This is a genomic window from Rhodoferax sp. EU05-FHT12H12, from assembly GCF_058791215.1.
In genome coordinates this window covers 354,174-369,089 of record NZ_JBYTDI010000003.1, presented here as the reverse complement: position 1 = coordinate 369,089, position 14,916 = coordinate 354,174, and the positions used below count along the sequence as shown (strand labels likewise).

At 63.4% G+C, this 14,916-nt stretch carries 19 protein-coding genes; 13 read left to right on the top strand and 6 right to left on the bottom strand.

The window, feature by feature from the left end; all coding sequences use genetic code 11:
* The first annotated feature begins 56 nt into the window (after nucleotides 1-56).
* The 8 genes from AC3WS7_RS11165 to map all read left to right on the top strand — a co-directional run bounded on the left by AC3WS7_RS11165 (nucleotide 57) and on the right by map (nucleotide 7,700).
* Nucleotides 57-1,256, top strand: a complete 1,200-nt coding sequence (locus AC3WS7_RS11165; protein ID WP_492656391.1) for an ABC transporter substrate-binding protein — start codon at nucleotides 57-59, stop codon at nucleotides 1,254-1,256.
* A gap of 15 nt (nucleotides 1,257-1,271) precedes the next feature.
* On the top strand, nucleotides 1,272-2,729 hold the full coding sequence (locus AC3WS7_RS11160) for a cache domain-containing protein (RefSeq protein WP_492656390.1): 1,458 nt from the start codon (nucleotides 1,272-1,274) through the stop codon (nucleotides 2,727-2,729).
* A gap of 70 nt (nucleotides 2,730-2,799) precedes the next feature.
* A complete protein-coding gene (locus AC3WS7_RS11155; protein ID WP_492656389.1) occupies nucleotides 2,800-3,912 on the top strand; it encodes an SMP-30/gluconolactonase/LRE family protein in 1,113 nt (370 codons plus the stop codon).
* An 85-nt stretch (nucleotides 3,913-3,997) separates the two neighbouring features.
* The gene (locus tag AC3WS7_RS11150; protein WP_296468855.1) at nucleotides 3,998-4,432 is read left to right on the top strand and encodes a DUF2846 domain-containing protein; all 435 of its coding nucleotides are present in this window, start codon (nucleotides 3,998-4,000) and stop codon (nucleotides 4,430-4,432) included.
* Between the two features lie 95 nt (nucleotides 4,433-4,527).
* Nucleotides 4,528-5,199, top strand: coding sequence for an alpha/beta hydrolase (locus AC3WS7_RS11145; protein ID WP_492656388.1), 672 nt, complete (start codon nucleotides 4,528-4,530; stop codon nucleotides 5,197-5,199).
* Nucleotides 5,196-6,461: an Hsp70 family protein gene (locus AC3WS7_RS11140; RefSeq protein WP_492656387.1), complete on the top strand. Its 1,266-nt coding sequence runs from the start codon at nucleotides 5,196-5,198 to the stop codon at nucleotides 6,459-6,461. Before AC3WS7_RS11145 ends, AC3WS7_RS11140 begins: the two co-directional genes overlap by 4 nt.
* A gap of 184 nt (nucleotides 6,462-6,645) precedes the next feature.
* Nucleotides 6,646-6,909 carry a ParD-like family protein gene (locus tag AC3WS7_RS11135; RefSeq protein WP_296468848.1) on the top strand — a complete coding sequence of 88 codons (264 nt, stop codon included), beginning with the start codon at nucleotides 6,646-6,648 and terminating at the stop codon, nucleotides 6,907-6,909.
* Nucleotides 6,909-7,700 (top strand): type I methionyl aminopeptidase, encoded by a 792-nt coding sequence (map, locus tag AC3WS7_RS11130; RefSeq protein ID WP_296468846.1) that lies wholly within the window; start codon nucleotides 6,909-6,911, stop codon nucleotides 7,698-7,700. The genes AC3WS7_RS11135 and map overlap by 1 nt, the downstream gene beginning before the upstream one ends.
* 13 nt (nucleotides 7,701-7,713) lie before the next feature.
* On the opposite strand, the gene AC3WS7_RS11125 is transcribed toward map, so the two are convergent.
* Nucleotides 7,714-8,448: a hypothetical protein gene (locus tag AC3WS7_RS11125; protein WP_492656386.1), complete on the bottom strand. Its 735-nt coding sequence runs from the start codon at nucleotides 8,446-8,448 to the stop codon at nucleotides 7,714-7,716.
* Nucleotides 8,449-8,552: 104 nt separating this feature from the next.
* Here AC3WS7_RS11125 and AC3WS7_RS11120 point away from each other — a divergent pair, with 104 nt between their 5' ends.
* Nucleotides 8,553-8,894 (top strand): histone protein, encoded by a 342-nt coding sequence (locus AC3WS7_RS11120; RefSeq protein WP_296468843.1) that lies wholly within the window; start codon nucleotides 8,553-8,555, stop codon nucleotides 8,892-8,894.
* Nucleotides 8,895-8,966: 72 nt separating this feature from the next.
* Here the strand turns inward: AC3WS7_RS11120 and AC3WS7_RS11115 are convergent, their stop codons facing one another.
* Nucleotides 8,967-9,176: a hypothetical protein gene (locus AC3WS7_RS11115; RefSeq protein ID WP_492656385.1), complete on the bottom strand. Its 210-nt coding sequence runs from the start codon at nucleotides 9,174-9,176 to the stop codon at nucleotides 8,967-8,969.
* A 127-nt stretch (nucleotides 9,177-9,303) separates the two neighbouring features.
* On the opposite strand from AC3WS7_RS11115, the gene AC3WS7_RS11110 reads away from it, so the two are divergent.
* Nucleotides 9,304-9,492, top strand: coding sequence for a hypothetical protein (locus AC3WS7_RS11110; RefSeq protein WP_296468839.1), 189 nt, complete (start codon nucleotides 9,304-9,306; stop codon nucleotides 9,490-9,492).
* 34 nt (nucleotides 9,493-9,526) lie between these two features.
* Here the strand turns inward: AC3WS7_RS11110 and AC3WS7_RS11105 are convergent, their stop codons facing one another.
* Nucleotides 9,527-9,745 carry a DUF2835 family protein gene (locus tag AC3WS7_RS11105; protein WP_296468837.1) on the bottom strand — a complete coding sequence of 73 codons (219 nt, stop codon included), beginning with the start codon at nucleotides 9,743-9,745 and terminating at the stop codon, nucleotides 9,527-9,529.
* Nucleotides 9,746-9,907: 162 nt separating this feature from the next.
* Nucleotides 9,908-10,492 (bottom strand): outer membrane protein, encoded by a 585-nt coding sequence (locus AC3WS7_RS11100; protein ID WP_296468835.1) that lies wholly within the window; start codon nucleotides 10,490-10,492, stop codon nucleotides 9,908-9,910.
* Nucleotides 10,493-10,694: 202 nt separating this feature from the next.
* Between AC3WS7_RS11100 and AC3WS7_RS11095 the strand changes: the two genes are divergently transcribed.
* Entirely contained in the window at nucleotides 10,695-11,636 is a 942-nt protein-coding gene (locus AC3WS7_RS11095; protein ID WP_492656542.1) for a class I SAM-dependent methyltransferase, read from the top strand.
* A gap of 21 nt (nucleotides 11,637-11,657) precedes the next feature.
* Nucleotides 11,658-11,903 carry a hypothetical protein gene (locus AC3WS7_RS11090; RefSeq protein ID WP_296468834.1) on the top strand — a complete coding sequence of 82 codons (246 nt, stop codon included), beginning with the start codon at nucleotides 11,658-11,660 and terminating at the stop codon, nucleotides 11,901-11,903.
* 140 nt (nucleotides 11,904-12,043) lie between these two features.
* Here the strand turns inward: AC3WS7_RS11090 and AC3WS7_RS11085 are convergent, their stop codons facing one another.
* A complete protein-coding gene (locus tag AC3WS7_RS11085) occupies nucleotides 12,044-13,003 on the bottom strand; it encodes a phytanoyl-CoA dioxygenase family protein (protein WP_492656384.1) in 960 nt (319 codons plus the stop codon).
* A 117-nt stretch (nucleotides 13,004-13,120) separates the two neighbouring features.
* Here AC3WS7_RS11085 and AC3WS7_RS11080 point away from each other — a divergent pair, with 117 nt between their 5' ends.
* Nucleotides 13,121-13,984: a helix-turn-helix domain-containing protein gene (locus AC3WS7_RS11080; protein WP_296468830.1), complete on the top strand. Its 864-nt coding sequence runs from the start codon at nucleotides 13,121-13,123 to the stop codon at nucleotides 13,982-13,984.
* Here AC3WS7_RS11080 and AC3WS7_RS11075 read toward each other — a convergent pair.
* Entirely contained in the window at nucleotides 13,981-14,733 is a 753-nt protein-coding gene (locus AC3WS7_RS11075; protein ID WP_296468828.1) for an SDR family NAD(P)-dependent oxidoreductase, read from the bottom strand. The genes AC3WS7_RS11080 and AC3WS7_RS11075 overlap by 4 nt on opposite strands.
* Nucleotides 14,734-14,916 lie beyond the last annotated feature (183 nt).

The following is a 14,916-nucleotide window of genomic DNA, read 5'->3' as shown; positions in this document are numbered from 1 at the left end:
GTGTAAGAAAACACCGCCAGCACCGACCAAACGGTTTTACCAACACCCTTTGCACCATGACAACAGCCTTTTCCCGCCGCCATGTCCTCGCCCTGTCGGGTGCCGCACTGGCCACCCCTGCTTTTGCCCAGAACACACCCGCCTGGGCTGCCATCGAGGCCAAGGCCAAGGGCCAGACGGTGTACTTCAACGCCTGGGGTGGTGCAGAAAACATCAACGCCTACATCCAGTGGGCCGCCACCGAGGTGGAGAAGCGCTTTGGCGTCAAGGTCGAACACGTCAAGGTCACGGACACCGCCGACGTGGTGAAACGTGTACGCAGCGAAAAGGCTGCAGGCAAGATGGCCGGCACAGTCGACCTGGTGTGGATCAATGGCGAGAACTTTCTGACCATGAAACGCGAGGGCCTGCTGTTGGGCCCCTTTGCCGAGCGCCTGCCTGCCTACGCCAAGGTGGACGTGCAGGGCAAGCCCACCACACGCATTGATTTCTCGGAGCCCGTGGACGGCATGGAAGCCCCTTGGGGCATGGCCCAGCTCACCTTCATGGCGGATCGCAAGCGCACCCCCAAGCCGCCCCGAAGCCTGGCCGAGCTGCAAGCCTTCGCCAAGGCCAACCAGGGCCGTGTGACCTACCCGCGCCCGCCCAATTTTCATGGCACCACATTCCTGAAACAGCTGCTGCTGGACAGCAGCGAGTACCGCAGCGCCTTTTACAAACCCGTGGCCATGGAGTCGTTTGCCAAAGCCACCGCGCCCTTGTGGGCCACCTTGGACCAGCTGCACCCGCACCTGTGGCGGGCCGGCAAGCAGTTCCCGCAAAACGCCGAAGCCATGCGCCAAATGCTGGCCGATGGTGAACTGCACCTAGCGCTGACCTTCAACCCCAACGATGCGGCCAATGAAATCGCCGCCAAGCGCCTGTCTGACAGCGTGACAAGCTACCAATTTGATAGCGGAACAATTGGCAACACACACTTCGTGGCCATCCCCGTCAATGCCTCGGCGCCCGAGGGCGCGCAGGTGTTTGCCAACTTTTTGCTCAGCGCCGAAGCCCAGGCCCGCAAGGCGGACATTGCCCTCTGGGGCGACCCCACCGTGCTGGCGCTGGACAAACTGAGCCCCGCAGAGCGCGCGCGCTTTGCGGCCAAGCCCCTGCCTGGCCAGGTGGAGAAGAGCGCCCCCGCCATTCCCGAACCGCACGGCAGCTGGGTCGATCCGTTGGAGAAGGAATGGACCCGGCGCTACGGCGCTTAGTCCACAATGGCGGGCATGTCTGACACTGTCCCGCACACTGAGGCGCCGGCCCCGTCGGCACGGCATATCCAGCGCCAACACGCCACCGCCCTGGCGATCGTGATGGCCGTTTTCACCGTGGCCCTGCTGGCCTACGGCTGGAGCGTGTATGCGCGCCAGCGTGCGGCCCTGTGGTGGGGCTTGAGCAGCCAGGGTGAGCAGATACAGCTGGCGCTGAACGACACCCTGGATGTGGCACGCAGCCATGTGGGTGGCATGCGCTTGTCCACCGAACGCAACCTGCGCCAGCCCCTGCTGGCCGACACCAGCCTGGTAGACCGCCTGGAGCGGCGCAACCTGGCGCCGCTGCGCGATGCGCCCTGGGACCGGCTGCCACAAGACCTGGTGAAAGAAGTCGGCGCAGTGCACGTGGACCCTGGCGCTGATGCCACCGCCTACCGCCGCGGCGTGGAAGCCCCATTGGGCGCACTGGCCCAGGTGGCCGCGTCGCACAGCCAGCACCAGCGCCTGCAATGGAGCTATTTTTACGACGCGCAAAAACAATGGCGCTGGGTCTACCCGGCCCAGTCGCGCGAAGACCTGATCACGGCCACCGGCCAGACCGAGATGGCTGGCGCCCTGGCCACGCTGTGGGACGCGGGGGGCACCGCCCCGCTGGATGCCGCAGGCCCCACGCGTAACCCGCAAAAGGAACTGGTGTGGACCGCCGCCCACACCGATCCGATCAAAAAAAATGCCGTGGTGTCGGTGCTGGCCCCGGTTTACAACGCTGAGCGTTATGTAGGTCTGGTGGGCGCCGACCTGACGCTGGACGCCCTGAGCGCCGTGTTGCTGCAACGCGCCCTGCCCATGGGTCAGGCTTGGGTGGTCAACGGCCAAGGCCAGGTGCTGGCCAGCAGCGACACCAAGCCCGCCGCCCTGCCTGCCGGCTCCTATGCGCCGGAGGCGGGCTGGTTGCGCTTTGCCTTGCGCGGCACCGACTGGAGCCTGCTGGTGCATGCGCCCGGCAGTGTGGTGGCCCGCAAAACGCTGGCGCAAATGGTGCCCATGTTGGCCACGGGTGTGGCCGGGCTGCTGGCGCTGTTGGGAGCCTGCCTCTGGCTGTACCGACGCTTCACCCAACCGGCCCTGCAACTGGCCGACTACGTGCAGCACACCGAAGGCCCCAGCATCAAACGCCCCCCCCCCGTTCCCGCACTTTGGAAACCCTGGTTTGACCGCGTGGCCCGCAACGCATTGCAACGGCGCGACCAGGTGATGGGTGCCCACCAGCGCACCACCCAGCTCGAAAACCAGGCCGCCCAGCACCTCGTGGACATGCGCAACGCCGCCGCCGAACACGAAGCCCAGATGGCTACCCGCGCTGGCGAGCTGCGCAGCGCCTACGCGCAACTCAGCGCCGCGCTGGCCGACGCGCAAGCCGCCCAAGGCGCGGCCAAAAAGCCCGCACGCCCCAACCCGCTGCCCGAATAACACGTCGCCCACGCGCCAGACCCACGGATGGGGTGCGCGCAAAATGGGCGCTCTTTTGGGGAGACATGCGATGAAAAAAATAGCGCTTTCTGTTGTTGCCTTGGTGGCATTGGCCGCCCTGTACCTGCTGGCCTGGCCGGTGCCCATCAACCCGGTGGTGTGGGACGCCCCCGCTGCACCGGGCTACACCGGTCCACATGCCGCCAACAACAAGCTCGCCAACCTTCAACTTATCGATCTGAAAGGTGAAGTGGGCCCCGAGCACATCCAGTTCGGCCCCGACGGCAAGCTCTACACCACCGTGCTCAGCGGCAACATCTTGCGCATGAACGCCGATGGCACCGAACAGCAGGTGTTTGCCAATACCGGCGGGCGCGTGCTGGGGTTTGACTTTGATGCCCAGGGCAACCTGATTGCCGCCGATGCCATCAAGGGTTTGCTGTCCATCGCCCCCGATGCCAGGGTCACCGTGCTGACGGACAGCGTGAATGCGGACCCCATCCGGTATGCCGATGCCGTGGTGGTGGCCAAGAGCGGCAAGATGTATTTCAGCGATGCCTCCACCCGGTTTGCCCCCAAAGACTGGGGCGGCACCTTTGAGGCCAGCGTGCTCGACATCCTGGAACAAGCCAGCACCGGCCGCATCCTCGAATACGACCCTGCCACCCAAGCCACCCGTGTGGTGGCCAGCGGCATCAGCTTTGCCAACGGCGTGGCGCTCAGCCAGGACGAACAATCCCTGTTTGTGAACGAAACCGGCAAATACCGCGTATGGAAGATTGCGGTGACCGCGAACCACCTGGACCTCAGCACCCTGGCCGCACAACCCAGTGCCCAGGCCAGCGTGTTGCTGGACAACCTGCCCGGCTACCCTGACAACCTGATGCGTGGCCTGAACGGCAAGATCTGGCTGGGTCTGGCCAAGCCCCGCAACCCCACCATCGACAAGCTCGCGCAAAAGCCCTGGTTGCGCAGCCTCACACTGCGCCTGCCGCGTATGTTGTGGCCCATCCCCAAGGCCTATGGCCATGTGATCGCATTCACCGAAGACGGCAAGGTGGTGGCCGACCTGCAAGACCCCAGCGGCACCTACCCCGAAACCACCGCCATCACCGAAACCAAAGACCGCCTGTATGTGCAGAGCCTGCATGCGCACGGGCTGGGGTGGATGGCGGCCAAATAGTTTGCACATTCACCCATTTGGGGGATAGCCATTCCCCCACGGTGCACCTAGACTCCGCGGGTCTTTTCTCAACCATCGAACACCCATGAAAAAACTTCTCTCCATCGCCTTCCTGAGCCTGAGCCTGGTGGGCTGCGCCTCTGTCTCCATGGGAGATGCCAAGCAAGACGCTGCCTTGAAAACCTTCAAAGCCCCCACAGACAAAGCCTCGCTTTACATCTATCGCAATGAGTCCATGGGCGCAGTGTCAAAAATGGGCGTCACCGTGGATGGTGTCTCGATTGGCCAGACCGCCGCGAACACCTACCTCTACAAGGAAGTGGCACCCGGCAAGCACACCATCACCTCGCAAGCAGAGAACGACAGCTCCATCGAAGTCGATGCCAAGCCAGGCAGCATTCTCTACATCTGGCAAGAAGTCAAAATGGGATTCTTCGGTGCGCGCTCCAAACTGCAGTTAGTAGACCCCGCCACAGGCCAGAAAGGCGTGCGCGAGACCAAACTGGCCGAAACCAAGTAAGCAGACCCGGCTGGCATTCTGGCTGCGGCCCCAGATGCCAGCCTCCGCTTTCGCGGACAATCACCCCTTCCCGAATTGGTGATTACTCCGCGCATATGACAGCCCTGCTCCCCCGCATCGAACTCGAATCCGCCCCCAACCCGACCGCCGCCGTCATCTGGATGCACGGGCTGGGCGCCAGCAGTGACGACTTTGCGGGCCTGGTGCCGGAGCTGGACCTGGCAGGCTGCCAGCCCATCCGATTTGTATTTCCGCAAGCGCCCAGCATCCCGATCACCATCAACGGTGGCTATGTGATGCCCGGCTGGTACGACCTGTACGGCATGGACCTGGTGAGCCAGCAGGACGCAGCGGGCATCCAGCGCTCCGAGGCAGACATTCGCGCCCTGATCAACAACGAAGTGGCGCGTGGCATTCCGTTTGATCGCATCGTGCTGGCCGGCTTCAGTCAGGGCTGCGCCATGGCGCTGCACACCGCGCTGCGCCTGCCGCAAAAAATTGCCGGCGTCATGGCCCTGTCCGGTTACCTGCCGCTGGCCGACCGTTTTCCCGGCGAACGCCACGCGGCCAATACCGACACGCCCATCTTCATGGCCCATGGCACGCAAGACCCGGTGGTGATCCTGAAGCGCGGGGAAGACTCGCGTGACGCGCTGGCTTCGCTGGGCCACACCGTGCAGTGGCACACCTACCCCATGCCGCACAGCGTGCACCCGCGCGAAGTGGCTGACATTGCCGCCTTCCTGAAGCAAGTGTTGCCCGCGTGAGCAGCACCGCTCGCCCCCCGGTGCTGGGCATTGACTTCGGCACCTCGAACTCCGCCTGTGCGCTGATTGACGCGCACGGCGCCTTGCAGGTCATCCCGCTGGACGGTGCCAAGGCCGAAATGCCAACTGCGCTGTTCTTTGCCAGCGAAACCCACACCGTGCTGTATGGCGCGGCCGCCATGCAGGCTTACCTGAATGGCACCGAGGGCCGGTTGCTGCGCTCGCTCAAAAGCCTGATGGGCAGCCGCCTGATGGACGAGTACACCGCCGTGGGCGACAAAAGCATCCGCTTCTTTGACATTGTGGTGCTGTTCTTCAAGGAGTTGAAGCGCCGCTGCGAAGCCCATGTGGGCCAGCCCCTGACCCACGCCGTGCTGGGCCGCCCGGTGCACTTTGTGGACGACGATGCCGAGCGTGATGCGCTGGCGCAGGAGACGCTGGGCCGTGCCGCGCTGGAAGCCGGCTTCACCCACATCGCCTACCAGATGGAGCCGATTGCCGCGGCGCTGGACTATGAGCAACGTGTGACACAGGAAACCACCGCACTGGTGGTGGACATAGGCGGCGGCACGTCCGACTTCACCGTCATCCGCCTCAACCCCGAACGCAGCACGCTGGGCGACCGCAGCGCCGACATTCTGGCCACCACCGGCGTGCACATTGGCGGCACCGACTTTGACCGCCTGCTGGACCTGACCACCGTGATGCCGCACCTGGGCTACAAGCACGTGGGCACTGGCGGGCGCATTGTGCCCAGCAGCGTGTTTTTTGACCTGAGCACCTGGCACCTGATCCACCAGGCCTACACGCGCAAGGCCATGCACTTTGCCAAGGAGCTGTGGACGGATTACACCGACCAGACCCTGCACCGCCGCCTGATGGACGCGCTGGAAGAACAACACGGCCACCGCATGCTGGCCAGCGTGGAAGCCGCCAAGATTGCCTGCTCCATCAGCGGCGAGAGCGCGGTGGTGCAACTCGACTTTCTGGACCGCAGCCTGACGCCCATCGTGGATGTCGTGAACATGGAAGCTGCCTTGCACCAGTCGCTGGCGCAGGTGGTGCAGTGCGCGCAGGACTGCGTGGCGGCGGCCGGATTGCAAGGGGTGGATGCGGTCTACCTCACCGGCGGTTCCTCGGCCCTGCGCCCGCTGATCGAGGCGCTGCGCCAAGCCATGCCGCAGGCCACGCTGGTGGAAGGCAACCGCTTTGGCGGTGTGGCCGCCGGGTTGGCTTGGGCCGGTGCCGTGCAGCAGTTCTAGTTTGCTATTATTTTGATAGCTGTTTGCGCATATCACGCGCTGGCTAGAGGCATATTTCATTCAAAAATCTGAGCTTCCGGCGCATGCTTGGCGCAGCCTTGTCTTTGCCATGCGCTAGGTGGTGCATGCACCAAGACCATATGAAACGCATATAATTCGTATACGTTTCATATGGAGTTAGCGAATGGGTATTGTCAAAATTTCGGACCAGATGCATGAGAACCTGCGCGTGGCGGGCAGCGCGCTCAGCCGGTCCATCAACGCACAGGCCGAACACTGGATGCGCGTGGGGATGCTGATTGAGATGTACCCTGAGCTCAACCACCGGGAGATCAGCCAGCTGCTGATCCGCGCTGAACTGGCAGGAGGGCTGGATATTGCCGGGGCGGTCAGCGGGCTGGCGGGCAAGCTCCCCACTGCAGCACCTGCGGCGGTGGGCAAACACTGATGCGGCACGACGTCCCCCTCAAATCCGCCGCCGAAATGGTCCAGTGCCGCCGGGCCGCCCAGCTGGCGGCCGAGGTGCTGGCCATGATCGAACCCCACGTGGTGCCCGGCGTCAGCACCGAGGCGCTGGACCGCCTCTGCCACGATTACATCGTCCAAGTCCAGGGCGCCATTCCTGCCAACCTGGGTTACATGGATTACCCCAAAACCATCCTCACCTCCGTCAACCAGGTGGTGTGCCACGGCATACCGTCGGCCAACAAGATCCTGAAAAAGGGTGACATCGTCAACATCGACGTGGCCGTCAACAAGGATGGCTGGTTTGGCGACACCAGCCGCATGTTTTATGTGGGCGAGCCCAGCGTGCTGGCCCGCCGCCTGGTGGAGACCACGTACGAAGCTCTGCGCGCCGGCATCCAGCAGGTCAGGCCCGGCGCCACATTGGGCGATGTGGGCCACGCCATCCAGACGGTCGCCCACCGCGCGCGCTTCAGCGTGGTGCGCGAATACTGCGGCCACGGCATTGGCCAGATCTACCACGACGAACCGCAGGTGCTGCACTACGGCCAGCGCGGCCACGGGCTCACCCTGGAGCCGGGCATGGTGTTCACCATCGAGCCCATGCTGAATGCGGGCGGCCGCGAAACCCAGGAGCTGGCCGACGGCTGGACCGTGGTGACCAAGGACCACTCGCTCTCGGCCCAGTGGGAGCACATGGTGGCGGTAACCCCTACGGGCTACGACGTGCTAACCGCCTGGCCGGGCGGCACGGGAGCCTACGCGCCCCTTTGACGCGAATGGTCCTTCAGCGCTCGTAAGGCAGCAGCGCCTTGGCGGCCTCGACCCGGTCACGCAGCGCCACGGTGGGGTCATGCATCACCTGCATCAAGAACGCGCGAGGACCTTGCTCCCGGGCGTCGCCTGCGGGAGGAATCTGGGCAGAGGCTGGCACCACTGCTGAAGCACTGGGGTGCTGCGCTGCAGCCAAGCGCAGCAGCGCTTCACGCCATGCCGGCAGTGGCATGGGCATGAGCCGCGAAAGAATGTCCGCTTGTTGGTCCCGATTGGGGGGGATGTCGAGCCAGGGTTCGTCCCCGAACACCGAAACCAAATCGGCACTCACAAACGCGGACCAGTGGCCCGTGTGTGCATCCACCGCGGGGACTGCGCGCGCCAGGCCTCCCTTGCCGACCACAAGCCCGGTGCGGGAGGGGTACAGGCCCAGGCGGCTCTCGGAGATGGCAGCGAGGTACTGCTGGCGTAGCGCTGCCAAGAAGTCTGCGGCCTCGCTGGCCGGGACAGCTTGCGCCACGGAAAACCACAACTGCAAACCATCGTTGCCCGAAACCGCAATGGCCGGCGCAGGCAATTCCAGATCGCTCTGCACCGCGCGCCACACGCTGGACAACACCGCCCAGTCCGCGGGCCTGGCCAACTCCAGCACCATCACTTTCACAGGGGCAAGTGCGTGTGCCTGGACGGAGGGCGCCTGGTCTGGCACCCCATAGAGACGGGAGAATTCTGCGTTGAAACGGGTCATGGTGTGGCGAAGGAAAGCGGGGGGTGAAAGCTGTGGTGCCAAGATTGGCGACAATACACCCCTGGCTGGATCACTGGTCAGATAACAAAAGGAAAATCAATCCCATGGCAACTGCAAAAAAAGCGGCCCCCAAAGCCGCCGTCTCCCCCAAGAAAATCGCTGCACCTGCAAAGGCCAAAAAGGCCGTTGTGTCCAAAGAAGCCAAAGCGATTGCCAAACTGACGGACAACATCGCCAAGCTGACCGAACGCAAGAACAAGATCTCTGCAGAGATCAATGCCTTGCGTGACCAGCGCACCGCGCTGAAGGCCGCACCTGCTGCTGCACCCGCAGCCCCCAAGGCCAAAGCTGCCGCGAAGCCCGCTGCCAAACCCGCAGCAAAGCCTGCGGCCAAAGCACCTGCCAAGGCACCCGCCAAAAAGGCCAAGGCAGCCGCCAAGAAATAATCGCCCCGCGATTTTTCAAAAACAACAAGGGCCCCAATGTGGGGCCCTTGTTGTTGGTGCGTCAGTTCCGTCTTAGCTGCATTTGGGGTTACACACCGCTTGTGACTTGCCGATGAACTTGCGCGTCTTGAGTTCACTGCGGGGGCGATGTTTGCCGCACAGGAAACAGGACATGGTGGTGGCGCCGGGGCTGGATGCGGTCAGGAACGGAGAACCTCCGACCTTGGACTTGTATCGCAACCCGTCTTCCAGGATCTTGGTTTTGTCTGCTGGCTTACTCATAACCCCGATTTTACGTCCTAGCTGGCCTGGATACTGCTTGCACACCATGGAGCCAAACTGTCAGACACCCTTGTTAGTATGGGACTGACGTTTGAATCGAACCAAGAGGCGACTCCTAATGCAAACAATGTCTCCATCAGCCCGTGTGAATGTCACGCCTGAGAACAGCAGCCTGGACCACCGGGAAGCAGCCCGCTTCCGCTTCTGCTCCGGGCGCTGCCAGGGCGAGCGCCCACCCGAGGGTGGCGTAGAGCTGGCACCCGGCCGCTGGCGCTGCAGCGTCTGCTGGATGGAGCTCGCCAGAAAACGCAGTTGAGGCCGTCAACCCATCCTCCCGGCGCCCCGATGCCCTAGCTGCGCTGCAGCCGCGCGCCTGTGCCACCGTCATCGCAGGTCAGCACGAACTGCCCCCGAACGCCGCCGCTGCTGACAAACGGTGTGAGCAGCGCGGCCGGAAACTGCACCCTGCGCCCGTCCGTACACCGCACCAGAACCTGCCGAACCTCGCCACGGTAGTACGGGAGATAGTCTTGGGCGGAAATGTGGAGGCTGAATTCGAAGCGGTGCATGGAGGAGATGCTAGCGTCACTTCACCTTCGCAGGATTTGCTATTATTTTCATAGCTGCTTGCGCATATTCCATAATGGCTACCTGTCAATTTGACCAAGAAAATGCAAACACCTCCCAGAGCACACTCCGGGAGGTGTTTCTCAGGTCGCTGCGGTGTCCGCTCAGAACTTGTAGCCGATGCCGAACGAGAACACGTTCTCCTTCAGGCTCGATGTGGTGCCTGAGGCAAAGGTCACGTCACGGAACTGGTTGAGGTCGTAGCCCGCTTGCCAGTACATGTTTTTGTCCAGCATCTGGCGCACGCCGATGCCGTAGCCCACACCTTGCACGTCGTTGGTGCTGCTACCGTCATTGGCGGCGGCAGAACCGTAGATGGAGGACAGCTTGCCGTAGAGCTGGAAGTTGTTGGCCAGCGCAAAGGTAGGAATCACATCAATCGAGTACCGGTTGTTGATGCTGGCTGCGGTGCCGTTGGCGTAGGTGCCGGCCAGGTGGTTGCCCGAGCTGTAAGAGCCACCCAGGCCGATGGCGAAGTTGGGGGCCAATGCCCAGTCGTAGCGGGCCTGCAGGCCCAGGGCGGTGGTTTTTCCGGTGTCAGACGTTCCATCGGTCGCCGTGGCTGATCCGGTGGACAGCTCGGCGTTGGCGCCGATGCTGAAACCCGAGAGATCCGCCGGGCCCGCCGCAAAGGCGGAAGAGGCTGCAAAAGCACCCAATGCAAGGGTCGTCAGAACAAGTTTTTTCATGGAGAGAACCGGGTTAAGGGTCCGAGTTAAGGGACCTCCATGGTCTCGGTGGCGTGTAAACCTGTGTTGGCTGCTGCGCAAAAGCACGTAAACAAGCGTGCGTGCCCTGTAAAAATTTGTGCGACCGATTGGCACCCCACACGGCACAACGCGCAAACCCCTGCATACACTTGGCAACCTTTTCTGAGTGACCCACCCACCTGTGCAAGCCCTGCTCCACACCATCGCCACGATGGAACTGCCCCTTGATGCCCAGCGCCTCTTCCATGGCCGCGGCGGCCTGCACCCTGGCTGCGAACAGTGGGCGCTGGACTTGTATCCGCCCGTGTGGGTGCTCACCAGCTTTGCGCCAGTGGATGCAGCCAGCCTTGACACCATTGGCACGGCGTTAGCGGCACGCTGGGCGCAGCTGGTGCCCAAGCAGCCGCTGAACTGGGTGTTCCAGTGCCGGGCCGAGGGCCACGCGGAAACGCGGCTGATGGCCGGTGCCGTGCCCGAGCCACATGTGGTGTCGGAAGACGGCACGCAGTACAAGGTGCATGTGCTGCGCGGGCAAAACCATGGCCTGTTCCTGGACATGGCCGAGGGCCGGCGCTGGGTGCGAACCCATGTGGCCGCGCACCCCAAGACCTATGCCTTCAAGGTGCTCAATCTGTTTGCCTACACCTGCGCCTTCTCGGTGGTGGCACTGCAGGCGGGCGCCAAGCAGGTGGTGAACGTGGACATGGGCCAGGGCGCGCTGGCCATTGGCCAGCAAAACCACCGGCTCAACGGCTTCAACACCGGCGCCAGTTTTCTGGCACACGACATCTTCAAGACCTGGGGCAAGATCACCCGCGGCGGGCCGTATGACCTCATCGTGCTGGACCCGCCCAGCTACCAAAAAGGCAGCTTTGTGGCCACCAAAGACTACGCCCGCCTGGTACGCCGCCTGCCCGAGCTGCTGGCCCCCGGTGGCCACGCGCTGGTGTGCCTGAATGCGCCCGAGCTGGACACCACTTTTCTGCAAACCCATATGCAAGAGCAGGCACCGGAGTTGACGTTGGTGCAACGCCTGCCCAACCCGCCCGCGTTTGCCGATGTCGCACCCGAGCGTGCGCTCAAGGTGCTGGTGTACCGGGCACCTGAACTGGCAACCCTCTGAAGCCTTGACGTATAAATCACCATGCCCGCTACCGAATTGAAAGTCACCCCCGCCGGCACCGTGGCCGGCAAACTGCTGCTGATCCCCACCGGCGAGCAAGGCCCGCTGCTGCCCCATGTGCAGGACTGGGTCACCACCAAACTCAAAGCCAAACAGCCCGTCAAGGATGTGAGCAACACGGTGCTTGTCAAAGGCATCAAGCAGTGGTCCGCCTTTGAAGAAAAGGTGGGCGGCAAGAAGGTGCTCACCGTGTTCAAGATCACCTGAGGGGCTGAAAGCCATTGTTCGGGGCCGAGAGTCCGGGTGACTGGGCGTTCTGCTCCGTGTCCCCCGGCCTTCGGCCTCCTCCTTGACCTGCGCAGAACACCCAGTCACCCGAACTCTCAGGTGGCTTGTGTGCAGAGCGCTTAACTCCAGTCGGCCAGCCCCAGAATGCGCTCGCCTAGCGGGGTGAGTGTGGCGGTGGGGTACTTCTTCTTTTCCCACTCCCGCGGGTCGCCCGGAAAGGCGTAGCCCTGCGGAGCTTCACGTTCGCGCCACGATGTCACGCGCGCATCGCGCAGCATGGTGTCCCCCTCGTTGGCGGGGGTGAAGGCGATGTACTGCGCAGCGCGCACCCGGTGGTCTGACGTGTTGGGGCGGATGCCGTGGGCCAGCAGGCTGTTGAAGATCAGCAGGTCGCCCGCCTGCATGGCAATGAACTGCACCGGCCACGGCAGACTGTCCACATCGGGGCGCCAGGGGTTGCGGTCCGCGGGTGCGGTCTTGCGCCATTCGTTGAAGTGTTTGAACAGCTCGGGGATGCACTGGAAACCGCCACTCTCCGGACTGGTGTCCGACAAGGCCAGCACGCCCTGCACGTTGACGGGCAACGGGTCCAGCGTGGTGTCGGCGTCCCAATGGATAAAGCCAGTGAACTGGCGCGCGCCGCGGTTGGGTGTGTTGAGGTTGGCGCGGTCGATGCTGACCCACAGGTCTTCGCGGTCCCAGATGTCCACAAACGCGTCGTACACGCGCGGCGTCTGTCGGTTGTTCCACAAGGTCTGGTGCTGGTAGGTCTCCACCATGCCCGAGCCGTTGAGTTCTTTCATCTCGTGGCCGCGCAGCTCGGCACGGTTCCAGGTGCTGGGGTCTTTCGGGTCCCAGTCCTGGAACGCCCACAGGAAATCGGTAGTGGCCTTCACCTGCTCGGCCGGGATGGCTTGTTTGATGACCACATAGCCATAGGTCTGCCAGTGCGCAAAGTCGGCTTCGGACAACACGCGCAGCGGCAGTTGCTTTTGAATGTCGCGCAGCTGTTCGCTGGCGGTGTACGAGAGGGTGGGGTTGCCCGGGCGTTGGTCGCCGTAGCGGTAACGGTCGTTCATGTCGGTCTCCTGCGTGTTGTTTTGACGTAGGGAATTGTGGAAACGGACGTGCCTTGGCGGTACCTGCGGACTGCCCAAGACTGGTACGATTCTGACCAATTCAATCCACCCAAGGTCATGAAACCGCAGTTTGAACAAGTCACCGTACCGGTGGGCGAGTCCTGGAGCCTGTTGTGGCGCGAGCTGCCCGAGCTGCCGTTTCTCTGGCACTACCACCCCGAGTTCGAGCTGACCCTGACGCTGAACGCGCAGGGCCAGCGTTATGTAGGCGACAGCCTGGAAGACTTTGCCTCCGGCGACCTGGTGCTCACCGGCCCCAACCAGCCCCACACCTGGGCCGCCACCGAGCGGCCCGATGCCAGCCTGCCCATGCTGGCCGTGGTGATGTGGTTCAGCACCGACTGGCTGGAGCGTGCCTTGGCCAGTTGGCCCGAGCTGACGGCACTGCACACCCTGTCGGCCCAGGCCGGACGGGGGCTCAAGTTCTCGGATGCGGCGCGTGCGCAGGTGCAGCCGCTGATCCTCGCGCTGCAGGCGCAAGAGCCGGCGCTGCGCCTGCCCACGCTGCTGCACATCCTCACGCTGCTGTCCAAAGATGCAGAGGCACGCCCGCTGGCCACCCACGCCTACACGCCCGCGGGCGACAAGGTGGGGGCACGCATCGGCAAGATCCTGCACCGCCTGCATGCGCAGCCGACGGACACCGTGTCAGCCCCGGCCTTGGCCGCGGAGGTGGCCATGTCGGTCGGCGCCTTCCACCGCTTCTTCAAACGCCACACCGGCATGACGGTGCTGGACTACGTGGGCCAGCTGCGCATCGGCCAGGCCTGCCAGTTGCTGATCAACACTTCGCGGCCCATCAAGGTGATTGCCAGCGACGTGGGCTACGGCACGCTGGCGCACTTCAACCGCCAGTTTCTGCAGCGCAAGGGCATGACGCCGCGCGCGTTTCGCGCCAGCTACCAGGGGGCAACGGCCTAGGACTTTCCGGCCGTAAAGCCGCCATCCACCAGCAGGTTGGCGCCGGTGATGAAGCTGGCCTCGTCACTCAGCAAAAACAGCACCGGGTTGGCCACCTCTTCGGACCGCCCCAGGCGCCCAATGGGGTGCAGGGCAATCAGCCCTTGTTTCATGGCGGGGTCCAGCCCGGCGAGCAAGGGCGTGTCGATGTAGCCGGGCCCGACCGAGTTCACCCGCACGCCCTTGGCCGCCGCCTCCAGCGCCAGGGTGCGTGTCAGGTTCACCACACCACCCTTGGCCGCAGAGTAGGCTGCCGTCATGCTCTGGCCAAACACCCCGAGGATGGACGCGCAGTTGACGATGCTGCCGCTGCCCTGCCCATACATCGGGCGCAACGCAGCGCGTGCCACGCGGAACACGCCCATCAGGTTGATGTCGATGATGCGCAGGAAGTCTTCGTCGGTGTACGCGTCGGCCGGGCTCAGGCCGCCAATGCCCGCGTTGTTGAACACACCGTCCAGGCGACCAAAGGCAGTGACCGTGTCGGCGATGAGCTGATCGACTTGGGGCGTGGACGCCATGTCGGCCGCCAGAAAACGGCAGCGACCGCCATGTTGCTGGGCCAGCGCGTCTGCAAGCCTGGCCCCCTGGGAGCTGGCCAGGTCGGCCATCACCACATTGGCGCCCTCTTGCAAACAACGCTCTACCGTGGCCAGACCAATGCCACTGGCACCGCCCGTAACCAGAATGCTCTTGCCTTGTAAACGCATGGTTTTCTCCTGAAGATGTGTAAGGGAACATCCGACAATGACAGCTTCTATCGTGTTCAACTGTCGTGCACCGTACATTGATGCAGCGCAGAGAAAGCGCCTATCGCAGTGCGTTTGAATGCTATATTTTTAATAGCTTCTTGCGCACACTCCATATGGGCTGCAGACCAATTTGACTACTAT